This is a genomic window from Pontibacter kalidii (genome assembly GCF_026278245.1).
In the GTDB taxonomy this organism is placed as follows: Bacteria; Bacteroidota; Bacteroidia; order Cytophagales; family Hymenobacteraceae; genus Pontibacter; species Pontibacter kalidii.
In genome coordinates this window covers 970,874-987,139 of record NZ_CP111079.1, presented here as the reverse complement: position 1 = coordinate 987,139, position 16,266 = coordinate 970,874, and the positions used below count along the sequence as shown (strand labels likewise).

The window sequence follows — 16,266 nt, the reverse complement described above, 5'->3', positions numbered from 1 at the left end:
CTATTGCTTTATGTTCTGCTCTATCAGTTGTGTCAGCTCCACGAAATCCTGCACCGAAAGCTGCTCGGCCCGCTTATCGAAAACAGGCAGGGCCTGCACTTCGGGCGGCAAGTTATAACTTCGGAGGGAGTTACGCAGCGTCTTACGGCGGGTTCCAAAACTTAATTTCACCACCTGGTGGAAAAGCTTCTCGTCGCAAGCCAGCCTTTCCACGTTATTGCGCACCAGGCTTATGACCGCCGATTTCACTTTCGGTGGCGGGTTAAACACATGCTCGCTCACCGTAAACTTGTAGCTGATCTTATAGAAGGCCTGCAGCAGCACGCTCAGGATGCCGTAGGCTTTGGAGCCCGGCGGCGAGGCCAGCCGCTCAGCCACCTCCTTCTGGATCATGCACACCACCTCCGGCACCACGTCGCGGTGCTCCAGCACTTTAAAGAATATCTGGCTCGATATGTTGTAGGGGAAGTTGCCTATAACGGCGAACCTGCCCGGGAACAGGGTGCTCAGGTCGGTTTTCAGGAAGTCGGCGGAGATGATGCGGTCGCCGAGCTGCGGGAAGTGCTGCTGCAGGTAGGCGATCGACTCCCGGTCGATATCCACCACCGTGGTACGGTATTCTTTGTGCTGCAACAGGTACTGCGTGAGCACGCCCATGCCCGGGCCAATCTCCAGCACATCCTGCACGCCGCCGGGCAGCGTGAGTTGCTCCACTATCTTTATCGCGATGTTCTGGTCTACCAGGAAGTGCTGGCCCAGGTGCTTCTTAGGTCTTACGTTGCTCACGTTATGTTGCTTAGGGTTTTACGGGCGCAAAGTATACTTTTGGCCCCAAAACCGTTATACTTAAATTGTATGCGATTACGGAAACTGCCGCGGCGGTGGCGTTTTTCGTATTACGTATTATACTTGCTATATTGCGCACCAAAGATACGAACGACAGATGCCAACACAACTTAAATACGATACAAGCTTCGCGAAAAACACCAACCTGGCCCTGATTGTGGAGGGTGGTGAGGTGGCGCAGCTGCCCGAACTGCAGCCCGAGGAGCAACAGTATGTGCAGCAACAGGCAGAGCAGGAAGCAAAACTCATCTCCCTGAACCGCTATACGCACCGCGTGTACGTGGTGGTGGCACCCGAGGCAAAAACGGAGAGCCTACGCAAGGAAGCCATCCGCCAGGCCGGCCACACGTTGTTAAAGCAGTTAAGATCGGATAAGGCAGAGCATATCACCTTACAGGATAAAACCGGAACCGGAGCCAGCCTATACCTGGCCGAGGGCATTTACCTGAGCAACTACACTTATATTAAGCATAAAACCAAAGACACCAAACCTGGCCCGCTGCAAAGTATAACGCTGGCCGATGCGCAGGTAACGGAGCAGCAGGTGCAGGAGCTGGCCCATGTGCTGGAGGCTGTAGTGCAGACCCGCGACCTGGTGAACGAACCGCACAGCCACCAGTCGGCCACGCAGTTTAGCGAGCAGTTGGTGGAGTTGGGAGAAGAAGCCGGCTTTAAGACCGAGGTGCTCGACGAGTTGCAGCTACAGTCGCTGAAGATGGGTGGCCTGTTGGCCGTAAACCAGGGCAGCGAGGAGCCTGCTACCTTTACTATTATGGAGTGGAAGCCGCAAAACGCCAAAAACACAAAGCCTTACGTGCTGGTGGGCAAAGGCGTGGTGTACGATACCGGCGGCCTGAGCCTGAAGCCAACTCCGAACTCCATGGACTTTATGAAATCCGACATGGCCGGAGCCGCCGCTGTAGCCGGTATACTTTACGCGGTGGCTAAAAACAAGCTGCCCCTGCACGTGATCGGCCTGGTGCCCGCCACCGACAACCGCCCCGGCGGACAGGCTGTGGCCCCCGGCGATGTGATCACGATGTTCAACGGCATGACCGTGGAGGTGATGAACACCGACGCCGAAGGGCGGCTTATATTGGCCGATGCCCTGAGCTTTGCCAAAAAGTATAACCCGGAGCTGGTGCTTGATTTCGCGACGCTGACTGGCTCGGCTATGCGTGCTATCGGCAAGGAGGCTTCTGTGGCCATGGGCACGGCGAGCGAAGAGACAATGAACGCGCTGAAAAAAGCCGGTGAAGAGGTACATGAGCGCCTGGTGGAGTTTCCGCTGTGGGACGAGTATAAAAAGCAGATCGAGTCGGACGTGGCCGACCTGAAGAACCTGGGCGGGGCTGATGCCGGGGCCATTACGGCGGGCAAGTTCCTGGAAGTTTTCACCAGCTATACTTGGGTGCACTTCGACATTGCCGGCACGGCTTACCTGCAGAGCGAGGATTCCTACCGCGGCAAAATGGGCACAGGCACCTGCGTGCGCCTTGTTTATAACTACCTTAGCGCTTTGGCACGATAACCACACATGGATAACAAGTATAAAATAAAACTAGGCATCAGCATCGGCGACACCAACGGCATTGGCCCGGAGGTGATCGCGAAGACCTTGTCTGACAACCGCATCCTCAACTACTGCACACCGGTGATATACGCTTCTGCTGGTGTCCTGAACACCGTACGCAAGGCGCTGCACTCGGAGCATTTCAACTACCAGCAGGTGGACTCGGCACAGGCCCTAGCCCCCCGTAAGGTAAACCTGATTACCTGCTGGGACCACGACCTGGAGCTGAACCCCGGCACGCCAACCCCGGAGTCGGGCAAGGCATCGCTGGACTCGCTGCTGGCTGCCTCCCGGGATCTGAAGGGCGGATTGCTGGATGGCTTGGTCACGGCTCCTATTAATAAAGACAACATACAGGCCGAGGAGTTTAAGTTTCCGGGCCACACGGAGTTCCTGACCTCTTACTTTGATGCACCCGAGAGCCTGATGCTGCTCGTGAGCGGCGACTTGCGCGTGGCTACCGTTACGGGGCATATGCCCGTGAAGGACGTGCCCGGCAAAATCACCGAGCAACTGCTGATCCGTAAGCTGACCATACTGCTGAACTCGCTTCGCAACGATTTCGGCATACTCAAGCCGCGCGTGGCCGTGCTGGGCCTCAACCCGCACGCCGGCGAGCAGGGCCTGCTGGGCACTGAGGATATGGAGATCATCCGCCCGACGATTATGCAGATGAAAGAGCGTGGCCATTTGGTATTCGGCCCCTACCCTGCCGATGGCTTCTTTGGCATGCAACAGTACCGCCAGGTAGACGCCGTGCTGGCCATGTACCACGACCAGGGACTGATTCCGTTTAAAACGCTGGCCTTTGAGAGCGGGGTAAACTATACGGCCGGCCTGCCCATTGTGCGCACCTCGCCCGACCACGGCACCGCCTATGACATTGCAGCAAAGCACGTTGCCAATGAAACCTCTTTCCGCGAAGCGCTGTTCCTTGCCTGCGACATTATCCGCAAGCGCCAGCTGGAGGCAAATCCTGTAGTATAATTAGTGCGGGGTATTTTATTTATCAGAATTATATTCTAATTTTGCAACCTTGCAATAAAGAGTCGATTGGTGTGAAGAAGCTAAGAGATTACGAAATCGGCATTGCCAAGCTTAGTAACAGGAAGCATAAGTATGAGTTTCAGCTGAACGACGACTTTTTTGAGGAGTTCGGGAAGGAGATCATACTTGGCGGCAACCTGACGGCCGATGTGGAGCTGGATAAGACAGAGTCGCTGCTTACCTTCCACTTCGACATTACAGGCCACGTGCGCCTGATCTGCGACAGAAGCCTGGAGGAGTTTGATCATCCGCTGGATATCCAGGCCACGTTCCGCATCAAGTATGGTGACGAGAACACGGAGCTGGCTGATGACCTGTGGCAGATAACGCCGAACACGCAGACGATCAACATTGCCCAGCACCTGTACGATTATATCGGGCTGGCGCTGCCGATGAAGAAGCTGCACCCACGCTTTGTGGAGGAAGAAGCGGATGAGGAAGAAGACGATCGGGATATCCTGATCTATAGCTCCCGCGCCGATTCAGACACAGACGAGGATGAGGACGACGAGGATGACACGGACCCACGCTGGGACGCCCTTCGGAACCTTAACTAAAAGAATTTCAGAAGTATAAAGTATAAACGCAAGTAAATCATTAACTAAAAATGGCACATCCAAAACGTAAGATTTCGAAGACCAGAAGAGATAAGAGAAGAACACATCAGGGTCTCTCTGAAAAAGCCATTGCAATTTGCCCTACTACAGATACGCCACACCTGTTCCACCATGCTTACGTGGTAGACGGCGACCTGTACCACAAAGGCAAACTGGCTATCAAAAATTATACAACTAACGCCCAGTAAGCATTAGTCTGCTTTAGTTTTAGCACTGTATAATTTTTAACACCCCCTTTAGATGAGAATCGCTTTAGACGCCATGGGCGGTGATTTTGCACCCGAAGCAATTGTGAAGGGTGCTATTTTGGCTGCTCAGGAGATAGACGAAGGCACAACCCTTTTGCTTGTTGGCAAGGAGGATGTGGTCCACAGTCTGCTCAAGGAATATGGTTACACAGGCAACAACATAGCCGTTGTAAACGCCAGCCAGGTAATTGAGATGGGAGAACACCCCACCAAGGCCCTGACACAGAAAACCGACTCCAGCATATCCGTAGGGTACGGCCTGCTTAAAATGCAGAAAGCGGATGCTTTCTGCAGCGCCGGCAATACCGGAGCCATGCTGGTAGGGTCCATGTTCAGCGTAAAAGCAATTGAGGGAATCCTGAGGCCTCCGATCGCCAACCTTGTTCCAAAAGTGAGCGGAGGGTACGGCATCATGCTAGATGTAGGCGCCAATGCGGACTGTAAGCCCGAGGTGCTGGAGCAGTTCGGTATGCTGGGCTATATCTACGCCAAGTATGTGCTCGAGATCCCGAACCCCAAGGTAGGTTTGATGAACCTCGGGGAGGAAGAAGGCAAGGGCACAACGGTTATACAGGCGGCTTACCAGCGCCTGAAGGCCAACCCCAACCTCAACTTTATCGGTAACATCGAGGGCCGCGATCTCTTTAACGACAAGGCCGATGTAATTGTGTGCGATGGCTACACAGGCAACATCCTCCTGAAAATGGCTGAGTCGCTCTACGAAATCCTGAACCAGAAAGGCATCAGCGATCCTTTCTTCGACAAGTTTAACTACGAGGCAGAAGGCGGCAGCCCTATCCTGGGTGTGAACGGAAACGTAGTGATCGGGCATGGTGTTTCTACCCCTACAGCGGTGAAGCATATGGTGCTGCAGGCCCAGAAAATGGCTTCTACTAAGGTTTGGGAACGCTTTAAGAAGCACTACGGCGAGTAACATAGCTGGCGCAAGTCCGCAAACGCACTTTATACTTGGCATAACCTGTTAAAAGATTCTTTTTGAAGAAACTGACAGGCTATGCCAAGTTTTTTTTATTAAATTGCCCCTCTTAATCTTTATCACCTTAACAGAATTAGCAAATGAGTAAGATTACTGCCGCCATTACCGGTGTAAGTGGCTATGTACCAGATTACGTGCTCACCAACAAGGAGCTTGAGACGATGGTGGAGACCAATGATGAGTGGATTACTTCACGAACAGGTATCAAGGAAAGGCGCATCCTGAAGGGAGAAGACAAGGGTACGTCGCACATAGCGGTGCCGGCGGTTAGAGAACTGCTCAAGAAAACGAATACAAAACCGGAGGAAGTAGACCTGCTGATCTGCGCCACCACCACCCCGGACATGGTTTTCCCGGCCACGGCCAACCTGATCACGGCTGAGGTAGGCGCGGTGAATGCTTTCGGTTACGACATCCAGGCGGCCTGCTCCGGCTTCCTGTTCGCGCTGGCCACTGCCTCTAAGTTTGTAGAGTCCGGCCAGTACAAGAAAGTAATCGTGGTGGGTGCCGATAAAATGTCCTCTATCGTGGATTATACCGACCGTACCACCTGCATTATTTTCGGGGATGGCGGCGGTGCCGTCATGCTGGAGCCTAACACGGAAGGGCTGGGTATCCAAGATTCCATCCTGAAGTCGGATGGAACAGGCGCGCAGTTCCTTTACATGAAGGCCGGAGGCAGCCGCAGGCCGGCTACGCTCGAGACCGTACAGAACCGGGAGCACTTTGCCTTCCAGGAGGGCCAGCAGGTGTTTAAATTCGCGGTGAAAGGCATGGCCGATGTATCGGCAGAGATCATGGAGCGCAACCACCTGTCGGGTGAGGACGTGGCCTGGCTCGTGCCACACCAGGCAAACAAACGCATCATCGAGGCCACGGCCAACCGCATGGGCCTGAGCAACGACAAAGTGATGCTCAACATCCACAAGTATGGCAACACCACCAGCGGCACCATTCCGCTTTGCCTGTGGGAGTATGAGAACCAGCTGAAGAAAGGCGATAATATCGTGTTGGCAGCCTTCGGCGGCGGCTTTACCTGGGGTGCCATCTACCTGAAGTGGGCGTATGATCCGAAGTAATCTTGCTTTAAAGTATAAATAAAAAGGCGAAGGCGGCTTCAGCAAGGGCTGCCTTCTCCTTTTTTGGCTGATTATGTGATGTGGCTCGATGGCTCTTCTGGTGCCAGCGTCCCTTTGTGCCTTTCTTCTTTAGCCGCTGCTTCCTGTGTCTTGACACAAGCTATCCTAGCTAGCTGCCGTTCATCCAAGGCTTTACAACCAACTTGTTTCATTTCTGGCTTTGGTACTCTCCAGCCCGAGAGGGCTCGTCCTTTGGCATCGCGCGGTGTACATTTCCTTTGCTTGACCTGCGGTCTCCGCAATTTCGCTAAAGCGAAACCGTAAATCTACAAGGCGCTCAACCCAAGGACTGGGTATCATTTCGATAGCCGCTGCTATTTGTCATCTCGACCTGTGGGAGAGATCTCTTTAGAATTCCGGATAGATCTCTCACAGCTACGCTGGCTCTCCTCGGCTCCCGCCTCAAGAGTACTCGAGATGACAGGGATAATGGTAGTATAAACTCCCTCTCCTGTTCTTAGGAGAGGGCTGGGGTGAGGTGTAATTCCCCTCCTTGGATGGGCTCAGGGGTGGGTTTATACTTGTAGGGACAGGTTGCGACCTGTTCGCTCAATAAAGCTGGCTGTAACACCTGTACATCCGAAATTTCAGCTACAGAACCCTACATGCCTCTACACTTCAGCAACAGGCTTCAAGAGCTTGATCGCAGCCGCTTATAAAAAGCAGAAGGGGAAGCTGGCTTCAACCAACTCCCCCTTCTGCAATTCCTCACAAGCCCAACTTACGGCATGTAGGAAAGCTCTACTCTGAAGCGAGGGTCTACAGCGCCGAGTTTCTGGTAAGCCTTTTTGGACAGGCGTACCACCACACGCTCGTTCTCGCCCGTCTCCGGCAGCTTTCCGATAACGCGCACGTACACCACTTGTCCGTTCATAGCGTTTTTCACCTGCATGATGGTGCCGACAGGGGCCGTCTTGTGCAGCGCCAGGTATTTATTCGTATCATTTGTTTTCGGGTCGATCATCTCGGCCATGCCTGACTCGATCATTTTGTTCATGCCGGCGGCGGCCTCCTCTTCCGGCTCCTCCTCTATTACCCTTTCTTTCGTGGTAACGACAACTGGCGTGGCGTTTACGGGCGCTGGGTTGGCCGGCCCGGCAGAGGCCACGGCGTTGGAGTCCGCACTTTTCGTCATTTCATCGTCGGGCTCCGGTACGTACAACGGTTTCTGGGTTGGCGTCGGCTCCCCCACCCCAACAATCAGTTCCTGCCCGATCTCGATGGTGTTACCTGGCAGCTTGTTCCAGAACCGTAGGTTCTCTACCGAAATGTTGTACATGCGCGATACCGAGTAAAGCGTTTGCTTGGGCTCCACGATGTGCAGCTTATTGCCGATGCTGTTCACCGTATACGTGCGGTTGCTGGCTGCCGGCGCTGTACTTTTCGGGGCGGTAGCCGCCACCGACACAAACCCTCGCGGGATCAACACGATTTCACCTATTTTAATGGCTGTTTGCACCCCCGGATTGGCTTCCACAATCTGGGGAACCGGAACGCCATACTTTCTGGAGAGGGCATAAAGCGTCTCCTTAGGCTCCACTTTGTGCTGCACAAAGAGCTTTCCGCCTTTCCGCTCCACACCCACCGAGTCGCGTACGGCTGTAAGGTCCAGAGCATTAGCCGAAAAAGAGAGTACAGGCACTGCTACAAGAGAAAGTAAAAGAGATCGTAACATAAGGGCTAGGCTAAAAGTTGGAAAACCTGTAGAATGACTTTATTCAGGATGTAATATAATTTGTGGTTAAAGATAAAAAAAGTATCTGAACCAAACCCATTTAAATCACTTCCAATTTTCATCTTTTGGTGCAATTTTCCCTCCAGGTCGAAAACAGCCAGTTCGTTCTGCAATTTACCCTCAGCGCCGGTGGTATAAAAACTCACGACCAGCCAGTTTTCTGTCTCGGCATACTCCAGGGCCTGCACAGGCCGCACCTGCAACTGCTCCTGCAAAAAAGCCTGCACCTGCTCAAAGTATACTTCTCCCTCGCGGTACAGCACCGGGTACAGGCTATTGTGGAGGCGGGTCTGGCTATGGCGCGCCACCTCCTCTGCCGCCTGCTGCTGGCTGTAGGTTATGCCTGTAGGCTTGCCTGTTTGCGGGTTCAGCGCGAGCAGCGGCAACGCGGGCTGCTGTGGGTTGTAGGCCAGCACACCGGATGCTGCGATGCCGTAAAAGGCCATTTCCTCCGCCTCCCATACTTTGCCACGGCCCGCCTCGCTGAAGGCCGCAATGCCCTTGTGCTGGCCCAGTTGCCGGTTGCCGTAACCGTGTAGGTACACCTGGCCATACTCGGCGTCCTCCAGCCCCTGCCACCAGGCCTTCGCCTGCGGCAGTTCCAGTTCCGCTAAAGTACACGTATGGGTATCCAGGGTATAGAAGCGCGTCAGCAGCAGATCGGGGTCGCGCACCTCCAGGGCCAGGCAGCCGGTGCTGCTATCGAGCCGGATGCGCCACACGGGCGCCTTAAAATCGTATGTAAAAAGTAGTGGTATGATATGCGTAGGTATTTTAGTATATTATCTGCTCAACCTGATTCTTAAACTGCTGCAAATTTATGGAAATATGCCCAAAGCTCCGGCACCTGCCCCTATACACTCTGCTGCTTTGCTTGCTGCTGCCCTTGCTTGCCGCTGCGCAGCAGGACAGTGCAGCCCCGCAGAGAAAACCCAAGGTGCTGCTGATGGAGGTGAAGTCGGAGATTGACCCGCGCACCAACCGCTACGTGGAACTGGCACTGCAGGAGGCCACGGCCCGCGAGGTAGACCATGTGCTGCTGGAGCTGGATACCTTTGGAGGCGCCCTGAACGATGCAGACGAGATCCGGACCCGCATCCTGGAGTACCCCAAGCCGGTGTATGTGTTCATCAACAAGGATGCCGCCTCGGCAGGCGCCCTCATCTCCCTGGCCTGCGACAGCATATACATGGCCCCGGGCGCTAATATTGGGGCCGCCACCGTGGTAGGTGCCGATGGGCAGTCCGCTCCGGGCAAGTACCAGAGCTACATGCGCTCCATCATGCGCTCTACGGCGGAGGCCAACGGCCGTGACCCGCACTTGGCGGAGGCTATGGTAGAGGCCAGCGTGGACAGCACCCTCTCGGCCGGCCAGGTACTCAGCCTCACCACGTCAGAGGCCATAAAGTATGGCTTTTGTGATGGCACAGCCACTTCTATAGACGGCGTGCTGGAGCAGCTCAACCTGCAGGATGCGGAGGTGATCCGCTACGAGCTTAGCACCACCGACCGCATCATCTCCTTTTTCCTAAACCCCTTTATCAGCGGCATACTTTTACTCATCATTGTAGGTGGTTTATACTTTGAGCTGCAGACGCCGGGCGTAGGCTTTCCGCTCATAGCTGCCGTTGCGGCCGGCATTCTATACCTAGTACCCTACTACCTCAACGGCCTGGCCGCCAACTGGGAGATCCTGATGTTCGTGGCCGGCATTATACTGATCCTGCTGGAGGTGCTCGTGATCCCGGGCTTTGGCATAGCCGGAATCAGCGGCATCTCGCTCACGGTAGTCTCGCTGGTGCTGATGATGGTGAACAACCACATGTTCGACTTCACCTTTGTGCCTTCCGAGAACCTGATGAAAAGTATCATGGCGGTGGTGGTCGGCATGGTGGGGGCTGCCGTGGTGATCGGCCTGACCTGGAACCATTTGCTCAACAGTCGCTCCATGCAGCATGTGGTGCTGCAAAGCACGTTCCATAGCAAGGAAGGCTACCGCTCGGCCAATACCGCTGAGCACCTGATCGGTAAGACCGGCATTGCCCATACCCGCATGACCCCCTCCGGCCGCGTGATGATAGACGACACCCTCTACGACGCCCAGGCACGCGACGGCTTTATTGAGAAAGGCGACATGGTGCAGGTGATTGACCACAGCACCTTCGCCCTGCGGGTGAAGAAGATCGAGCCCCAGGTATGAAACAGCTATATTTTATACTTGTAGCTGCAGTTATACTTGCCGGTTGCCAGCCGCAGGAGGAGGTGATCAAAAGCCACGGCATTAAGGAGGTGCACCTGGTGCAGTTCAGGTATTATTATCCTGAAGAGTATACTTATAAAGAAGGCGATATACCTGACCCGAAACCAAAAATAATCGGCTATACTTCCCTGCAGCCAAAGAGTGGCAAAATGGAAGCATGGACGGGGTTTTTCGATGATTCTGTCTTTCATCATCCATATGGATATGCTCCCAGGGCTACCGTTGCTACAGGTTTAGCCAACATTGCTGCACTGGAGGCAGATCAGTTTTACTACCATGACTGGGAAAATCCAAATGAAATGGGGCCTATGTACTCTGGCCCACAGTTATTCTTTCTGGTAGTAAAGGAGGATGGGAACGTGTATACTATAGGTTTTGATCGGTGGAAGCTACCGGAGGAACTGAAAGAGTTGTTTAATGCAATGAATTACTACACCGGCAGTCTTACGGAAGGGAAACGCATCATGGATACCTCATCAACTAAGAGCGCTACATTTCTGCATACTATCGATGAAGATATCACAGGCAAAGTACGCTTTCCTCCAACTCTCGTGAAAGTAAAGTATACGCCACCTCCGGCTGCCAGGAATTAATTAACGAAGCTTTTACGCACATCCAGCCTCCCCCTTGCAACCCTACCGGCTAAATAAGACTCTTGCTAGAAAGAGACAGAGTATGAATCAAAAGCTTCTGCCCTTGCTTCTGCTGCTGGCAAGCATGGTTTCCCTCTCCTCCGGTTGTAACAAGGAGGACGACACTTCTACAACAGTAGAAACTATAGACGCCACCCTTGTCTGGACAGGCGACTATGCCTTGGATGGCTGCGGTTATATGCTGCGTATAGGGGAAGTGGAGCATAAGCCGCTCAACGAGGATGCTATCAGCAGCTCGTACAAAGCAGGTTCTCCAACGGAGGTGGAAGCCAGGATCATTAACTACCACAAAAAGGAGAAATTTTGTATGGTTGGTGCCGAGATCAATACTATCAAAATTGTGGAATTACGCAGACGCTAACCTCAACGGCTATACCTATGAAACCGATCCTCTTGCCTGCCTTTCTCTTTCTTATCGCTTCCTGCCAGCAGGCAACGCGACAGGCCGAGTTGGCCCAGCTAAACCAAAGCACCACCGCCACCCTTTACTGGACCGGTGAGATAGCCGCCGATGGCTGCGGTTTCGAGGTGGAAATAGCCGGCAAGCGGTACCTGCCAGAGAACGAGGAGGCCATACCGCAGAAGTATAAAACGCAAGACAGCAGTAGCGTACACCTAACGTATAAAACGCTGCCCGAACCCATAGACCGCCGCTGCGGCATGCTGCCACAGCCACGTATCATGCCCGCCATCAGGGTTCTCTCGGTAGAGGCGCTATAATTATATTACAATTTCTTGCTCAGCCGTGCAACCATTTGGCAGCCCGCAGACTCTGTAAAGTATAGCCTTACAAGCCAGTTTATGAAAAAGTATCTTTTCTTCGGCCTCTACATACTTTCCAGCCTGTTGCTGTTTACCTCTCGCGACCCGCAGAACCGGGAATAGCCAGCCCCGCCAACAGGAAGGCACAGATTAGGAGCAGCTGCCGCTGGATAAATGGCCACGCTTGTGTACCTTTGAGGCTCATCCCAAACCTGACACAGTTATGGAAGTACTCGGCATTATTCCGGCCCGCTACGCCAGCACCCGTTTTCCGGGCAAACCCCTTACCGACATCAAAGGCAAAAGTATGATCCAGCGGGTGTACGAGCAGGCAAAGAAATCGAGCCTTTCAGAGGTATTGGTAGCCACAGATGATGCGCGTATTCTGGAGCATGTGCAGGGCTTTGGCGGCAATGCCGTGATGACCGGGAGCCAGCACCAGAGCGGCACCGACCGCTGCTTCGAGGCTTATAAACTGCACAACCAGCCCTATGAGTATATCATCAACATTCAGGGGGATGAGCCTTTTATACATCCGAAGCAGATAGACCTTGTAGCGCGATGTTTTGAGAGGCCACAGACGCAGCTGGCCACGCTGGTAAAAAAGGTGGAAACGGCCGAGGAACTGTTCAACGTGAATGCACCCAAGGTGGTGCTCAACCAGGCGAAGGAGGCTTTATACTTTAGCAGGCAGCCTATCCCCTACTGCCGCAACGTGCCCAACGACATCTGGCACAAGCAGCATACGTACTATAAGCACATCGGTATTTACGGCTACCGCGCCGATATCCTGGAGCAGATAACGCAGCTGCCCCCTTCCACGCTGGAGCTGGCCGAGTCGCTGGAGCAACTGCGCTGGCTGGAGCACGGCTTCCGCATCACCACGGCCCTCACCCACCACGAAACCATCGGCATCGACACACCCGAGGACCTGGAGCGAGTGATGAATAATTATTCATGATGCATTAGGAATGAGTAATTTGAAAATGAGTGGAGATGCAGTAAAGCTGACTATCGTGAGCTGCCCAAGCCTCAGGCACACACTAATTATTAGAAGCTATCTCAAAAATACCTCAGGTTAGCTAATTCTGCTTTGAGATCACCATGAAAAGTAGCTTTAAAGGCACGTACTATAGGAGTACAGTTGATCGCACTTATTGTACTTTTTATTTTTGAGATAGCTTCTACTCATTAATCATTAGTCATCAAACATTAGTATGCGGAATTATACTTTGATGCGCTTCGTGCGGCTGAACCTATACTTCTTCGCGATGTACTTCGTGCTGACGGCGATCTGGTACGGCCTGAGCGGAAAGTTTTCAGAAGGGAGCACGGGTATGTTGTTGCAAGAGATTGCGTTCAATGCGGCCGTTTTCTCGCTACTCTTTAGTATAACCATGCTGGTTTTGTACCGCCGCACCAGGCTGCGTGTGCCAGTGGGAAAGTATAGCCCCAAGCAACTGCAGCAACGCCTGGAGGAGATCGGCTTCGTTAGGACCAGCGAGTCGAAACAGCCGCTGCAGGTATACAAGCCTACCCCTCCCAAAGCCTCCGCCCTTGCCGGAAACCTTTTCGTGCAGCAATCGGCCAACTTCTATCTAGTGGAGGGACCGAAGAAATACCTGGGGAAGCTGGAAAGTTAGAGAGTTGAGGAGTTTGGGAGTTAGAGAATGGCTTTCTAAAGTTTAACGAGCGAGTTTCTCTATGCTTCGATTAGCCATTGCTAAAGTATAGCTATAGCCTTTTCCCGCCATTGTTGGTGTTATCACCAACAATTTATACTTCGACAGACTTTGTGAGCGAGCTTTGAATGCTTTTTAATCAAAGTATAAAACTCAAGTTGCGATTAACCCACCCCTGCCCCTCCGAGGAGGGGAATTATGCAAAAGAGTAGGTGATTCCCCTCCTCGGAGGGGTTAGGGGTGGGTTACACCTGCACTTCATGCGTAGATCGCAACTTGGCTTATAAAGTATAGCCAAAATCTCCGTAACCTTGCTTTTCCAAAGCAAACCTGTTTAAAACTGCTGCCATACTTTGCCACATGTTCACATGTTACGCTATTGCTAAACTTGTGGCATTCATCCACTCTCTAACTCCCAAACTCCTCAACTCTTAAACTCCCAATCATCCTCCCGCCTTCTTGGCTTTGTAGCCAGCGGATAGAAGAACTTGCAGGGCTTTGTCGCGGAAATCGCCCTGTATGAGGATTTCGCCATCTTTGGCAGAGCCGCCTACACCGCACTTGCTTTTGATCATTTTGCCCAGCTCCTTCAGGTCGTCCTCGGTGCCCACGAAGCCGGTGATCAGCGTTACCTGCTTGCCGCCGCGGGCTTTCTTGTCGAGCATGACTTTCAGGTTCTGCTGCTGCGGTGGCAGTGTCTCCTGCGCCTGGTCCTGCTCATACTCGTAGTTAAAGTCTTGGTTGGTGGAGTAAACCACCCCCTGCCGGCCTTTCTTATTTTTATCGCTCATCTGTTTTATACTTTATACTAAAGAGGAAAGCCTGTTAATCATTCCCCAATTTCCTCATCTACAAATCTTACTACGGCACCAGCACCTTCAGCGAGAGCGGCAGCATCTTTACTTCAAACTCGCTGGCCTTTCCCAGGTACTCGCCGTCGGCATGGTACATCATTTCCTCCTCGGTCTGCACGGTAACGTACTCCGTTTTAAAGTATTCGGCACTGTCGGCGTTGGCCAGTTGCTTGGTGAGCATGCAGTAACTCAGGTTCAGGGCTTTTACCAGGTCAAGGCGTCGCACCAGGCACACGTCCAGCAAGCCATCGCGTATGTCAGCAGTTGGCGCAATGTAGGCGTTGTTGCCATACTGTGCGGCATTGGCAAAGGCCATTACAAAGCAATCAGTATCCAGGGTGTTGCCGTTTATACTTGCTATTACGGGCAAATGCCTGTAATTGCGCACCTCTTTCATCACCAGTTCCACATAGGTCTGCAAGCCGCGCTTTTTGTTGCCGGCAAACACCGAACTAATGTAGGCATCGAAGCCAATGCCGGCGGTGGTGAAGAAAGGATGTCCGTTTATCTGGCCGCTGTCAATCGTGGTCATTTTCCCCTTGTTGATCACACGCAGGGCTCCTTCCAGGCCCATTGGTATCCCCAGGTGGCGCGCAAGCCCGTTACCGGAGCCCTTCGGAAGTATGGCCAGCACCGTTTCGGTGTGCAGCAGGCCGCGGGCCACCTCGTTCATGGTGCCGTCTCCGCCTACAGCCACGACTATCTCTACGCCCTCATCCGCAGCTGCACGTGCCAATTCAGGCGCATGGCCAGCCCGCTCCGTGAACACGATTCCGTGGTCATACTTTTGGCGGTCGAGGTGCTCCTGAATGCGGGCTTCCACATCCACGCGGCTGCTGGTGCCGGAGGTTGGGTTAACGATAAAGCGGATTTTGGTACGTTGACTCATAGTATGGGCGATGGCCTTGCGTACAAAATTACCTTTTTCGGGCGGTAATAAAAAAAGCCTGACGCTGTAGGGCATCAGGCTCTGGTAACTCCAGGTATACGTTTATACTTCTACTTAAGCTGAACAGTCAGCACCGGAATGCTGGTATGGTTCACCAGGTCCTCGGCTATACTTCCGCTGAGCAGGTGCGCCAGGCCGGTTCTGCCATGAGTAGCCATCATGATCATATCAGCGCGGATGTCGTTGGCAAAGTTGAGGATGCCGTCTTCCTCCATCACATCGTTGTACACATTGATGGTATAGTTCTGCAGGCCATATTTCTGGGCGGTGTACTCCAGTTTTTGCTGTATATTGGCGCTGGACTCAAAGGCGCCGGGCGTGTTAATGTACACCAGGTGGATACGTGCACCGAAAAGCTGCTGAATCTCCTTGAACCGGTCCATGGCGCCGCGGATCTCCCTTCTAAAGTCGGAGGCCAGCACAATCTCGCGCGGGTCAAAGTCCTGGAGACGGTTTTTCACTGTCAACACAGGACACTCGGAGGTGCGCACCACTTTCTCGGTGTTAGAACCGATCAGGAACTCATCCAATCCGCTGGAGCCTTTAGAGCCCATCACCACCAGGTCTACCCCATCCTCTTTTATAGTTCTCCTGATCTTGTTTATAGGACGGTCCACATCCACCTCCTGCACCACTTCCACCCCCTCATGCGCCACAGTGCGCAGCAGCTCGTTCATCTGCCGCTTGGTGGTTTCGAGCAGGCGCAGCATATATACCTGCTCCATGCCGTTAGAGCCTGTCGTTACATCGCCGGTGGCGCTGAAGCTGGAGCTGTAGTAGGGTGTTTCCACCACGTGCAGCAGCTTGATGGCGGCACCGGTGCGGCGTGCTATGGAAATGGCTACCTCGTAGGCATTGCGTGCTTCCTCCGAAAAATCAGTAGGTACTAAAATCCTTCTCATGG

General features: G+C 53.3%; 18 protein-coding genes. 12 read left to right on the top strand and 6 right to left on the bottom strand.

Going from position 1 to position 16,266, the window contains the following annotated elements:
* Positions 1-786 (bottom strand): 16S rRNA (adenine(1518)-N(6)/adenine(1519)-N(6))-dimethyltransferase RsmA, encoded by a 786-nt coding sequence (gene rsmA, locus OH144_RS04090; protein WP_266205023.1) that lies wholly within the window; start codon positions 784-786, stop codon positions 1-3.
* Positions 787-943: 157 nt separating this feature from the next.
* Here rsmA and OH144_RS04085 point away from each other — a divergent pair, with 157 nt between their 5' ends.
* The 6 genes from OH144_RS04085 (at position 944) to OH144_RS04060 (ending at position 6,407) form a co-directional block, all read left to right on the top strand.
* The gene (locus OH144_RS04085; RefSeq protein WP_266205022.1) at positions 944-2,377 is read left to right on the top strand and encodes a leucyl aminopeptidase family protein; all 1,434 of its coding nucleotides are present in this window, start codon (positions 944-946) and stop codon (positions 2,375-2,377) included.
* A gap of 6 nt (positions 2,378-2,383) precedes the next feature.
* Positions 2,384-3,406, top strand: coding sequence for a 4-hydroxythreonine-4-phosphate dehydrogenase PdxA (gene pdxA / locus OH144_RS04080; protein WP_266205021.1), 1,023 nt, complete (start codon positions 2,384-2,386; stop codon positions 3,404-3,406).
* Positions 3,407-3,477: 71 nt separating this feature from the next.
* Positions 3,478-4,023 (top strand): YceD family protein, encoded by a 546-nt coding sequence (locus tag OH144_RS04075; RefSeq protein WP_266205020.1) that lies wholly within the window; start codon positions 3,478-3,480, stop codon positions 4,021-4,023.
* Positions 4,024-4,073: 50 nt separating this feature from the next.
* Entirely contained in the window at positions 4,074-4,271 is a 198-nt protein-coding gene (rpmF, locus tag OH144_RS04070; protein ID WP_073854612.1) for a 50S ribosomal protein L32, read from the top strand.
* A gap of 52 nt (positions 4,272-4,323) precedes the next feature.
* On the top strand, positions 4,324-5,265 hold the full coding sequence (gene plsX / locus OH144_RS04065) for a phosphate acyltransferase PlsX (RefSeq protein WP_266205019.1): 942 nt from the start codon (positions 4,324-4,326) through the stop codon (positions 5,263-5,265).
* A 143-nt stretch (positions 5,266-5,408) separates the two neighbouring features.
* A complete protein-coding gene (locus OH144_RS04060; RefSeq protein ID WP_266205018.1) occupies positions 5,409-6,407 on the top strand; it encodes a beta-ketoacyl-ACP synthase III in 999 nt (332 codons plus the stop codon).
* Positions 6,408-7,188: 781 nt separating this feature from the next.
* Here the strand turns inward: OH144_RS04060 and OH144_RS04055 are convergent.
* Together OH144_RS04055 and OH144_RS04050 are read right to left on the bottom strand one after the other, a co-directional pair.
* Positions 7,189-8,142 (bottom strand): DPBB and LysM peptidoglycan-binding domain-containing protein, encoded by a 954-nt coding sequence (locus OH144_RS04055; RefSeq protein WP_266205017.1) that lies wholly within the window; start codon positions 8,140-8,142, stop codon positions 7,189-7,191.
* A 5-nt stretch (positions 8,143-8,147) separates the two neighbouring features.
* Positions 8,148-8,924, bottom strand: coding sequence for a DUF4905 domain-containing protein (locus OH144_RS04050; protein ID WP_266205016.1), 777 nt, complete (start codon positions 8,922-8,924; stop codon positions 8,148-8,150).
* Positions 8,925-9,022: 98 nt separating this feature from the next.
* Between OH144_RS04050 and OH144_RS04045 the strand changes: the two genes are divergently transcribed.
* The 6 genes from OH144_RS04045 (at position 9,023) to OH144_RS04020 (ending at position 13,520) form a co-directional block, all read left to right on the top strand.
* Positions 9,023-10,402 carry an NfeD family protein gene (locus OH144_RS04045; RefSeq protein ID WP_266205015.1) on the top strand — a complete coding sequence of 460 codons (1,380 nt, stop codon included), beginning with the start codon at positions 9,023-9,025 and terminating at the stop codon, positions 10,400-10,402.
* Positions 10,399-11,055 carry a hypothetical protein gene (locus OH144_RS04040; protein WP_266205014.1) on the top strand — a complete coding sequence of 219 codons (657 nt, stop codon included), beginning with the start codon at positions 10,399-10,401 and terminating at the stop codon, positions 11,053-11,055. The genes OH144_RS04045 and OH144_RS04040 overlap by 4 nt, the downstream gene beginning before the upstream one ends.
* 82 nt (positions 11,056-11,137) lie before the next feature.
* Positions 11,138-11,476, top strand: a complete 339-nt coding sequence (locus OH144_RS04035) for a hypothetical protein (protein ID WP_266205013.1) — start codon at positions 11,138-11,140, stop codon at positions 11,474-11,476.
* Positions 11,477-11,493: 17 nt separating this feature from the next.
* A complete protein-coding gene (locus OH144_RS04030; RefSeq protein ID WP_266205012.1) occupies positions 11,494-11,835 on the top strand; it encodes a hypothetical protein in 342 nt (113 codons plus the stop codon).
* Positions 11,836-12,100: 265 nt separating this feature from the next.
* Complete coding sequence (gene kdsB / locus OH144_RS04025; protein ID WP_266205011.1) at positions 12,101-12,838, top strand: 3-deoxy-manno-octulosonate cytidylyltransferase; 738 nt, start codon at positions 12,101-12,103, stop codon at positions 12,836-12,838.
* 256 nt (positions 12,839-13,094) lie between these two features.
* Entirely contained in the window at positions 13,095-13,520 is a 426-nt protein-coding gene (locus OH144_RS04020; RefSeq protein WP_266205010.1) for a hypothetical protein, read from the top strand.
* A 482-nt stretch (positions 13,521-14,002) separates the two neighbouring features.
* Here the strand turns inward: OH144_RS04020 and OH144_RS04015 are convergent, their stop codons facing one another.
* The 3 genes from OH144_RS04015 to OH144_RS04005 all read right to left on the bottom strand — a co-directional run bounded on the left by OH144_RS04015 (position 14,003) and on the right by OH144_RS04005 (position 16,264).
* The gene (locus tag OH144_RS04015) at positions 14,003-14,350 is read right to left on the bottom strand and encodes a translation initiation factor (protein ID WP_266205009.1); all 348 of its coding nucleotides are present in this window, start codon (positions 14,348-14,350) and stop codon (positions 14,003-14,005) included.
* A gap of 70 nt (positions 14,351-14,420) precedes the next feature.
* Positions 14,421-15,302, bottom strand: coding sequence for a diacylglycerol/lipid kinase family protein (locus OH144_RS04010; protein WP_266205008.1), 882 nt, complete (start codon positions 15,300-15,302; stop codon positions 14,421-14,423).
* Between the two features lie 110 nt (positions 15,303-15,412).
* On the bottom strand, positions 15,413-16,264 hold the full coding sequence (locus tag OH144_RS04005; protein WP_266205007.1) for a universal stress protein: 852 nt from the start codon (positions 16,262-16,264) through the stop codon (positions 15,413-15,415).
* Positions 16,265-16,266 lie beyond the last annotated feature (2 nt).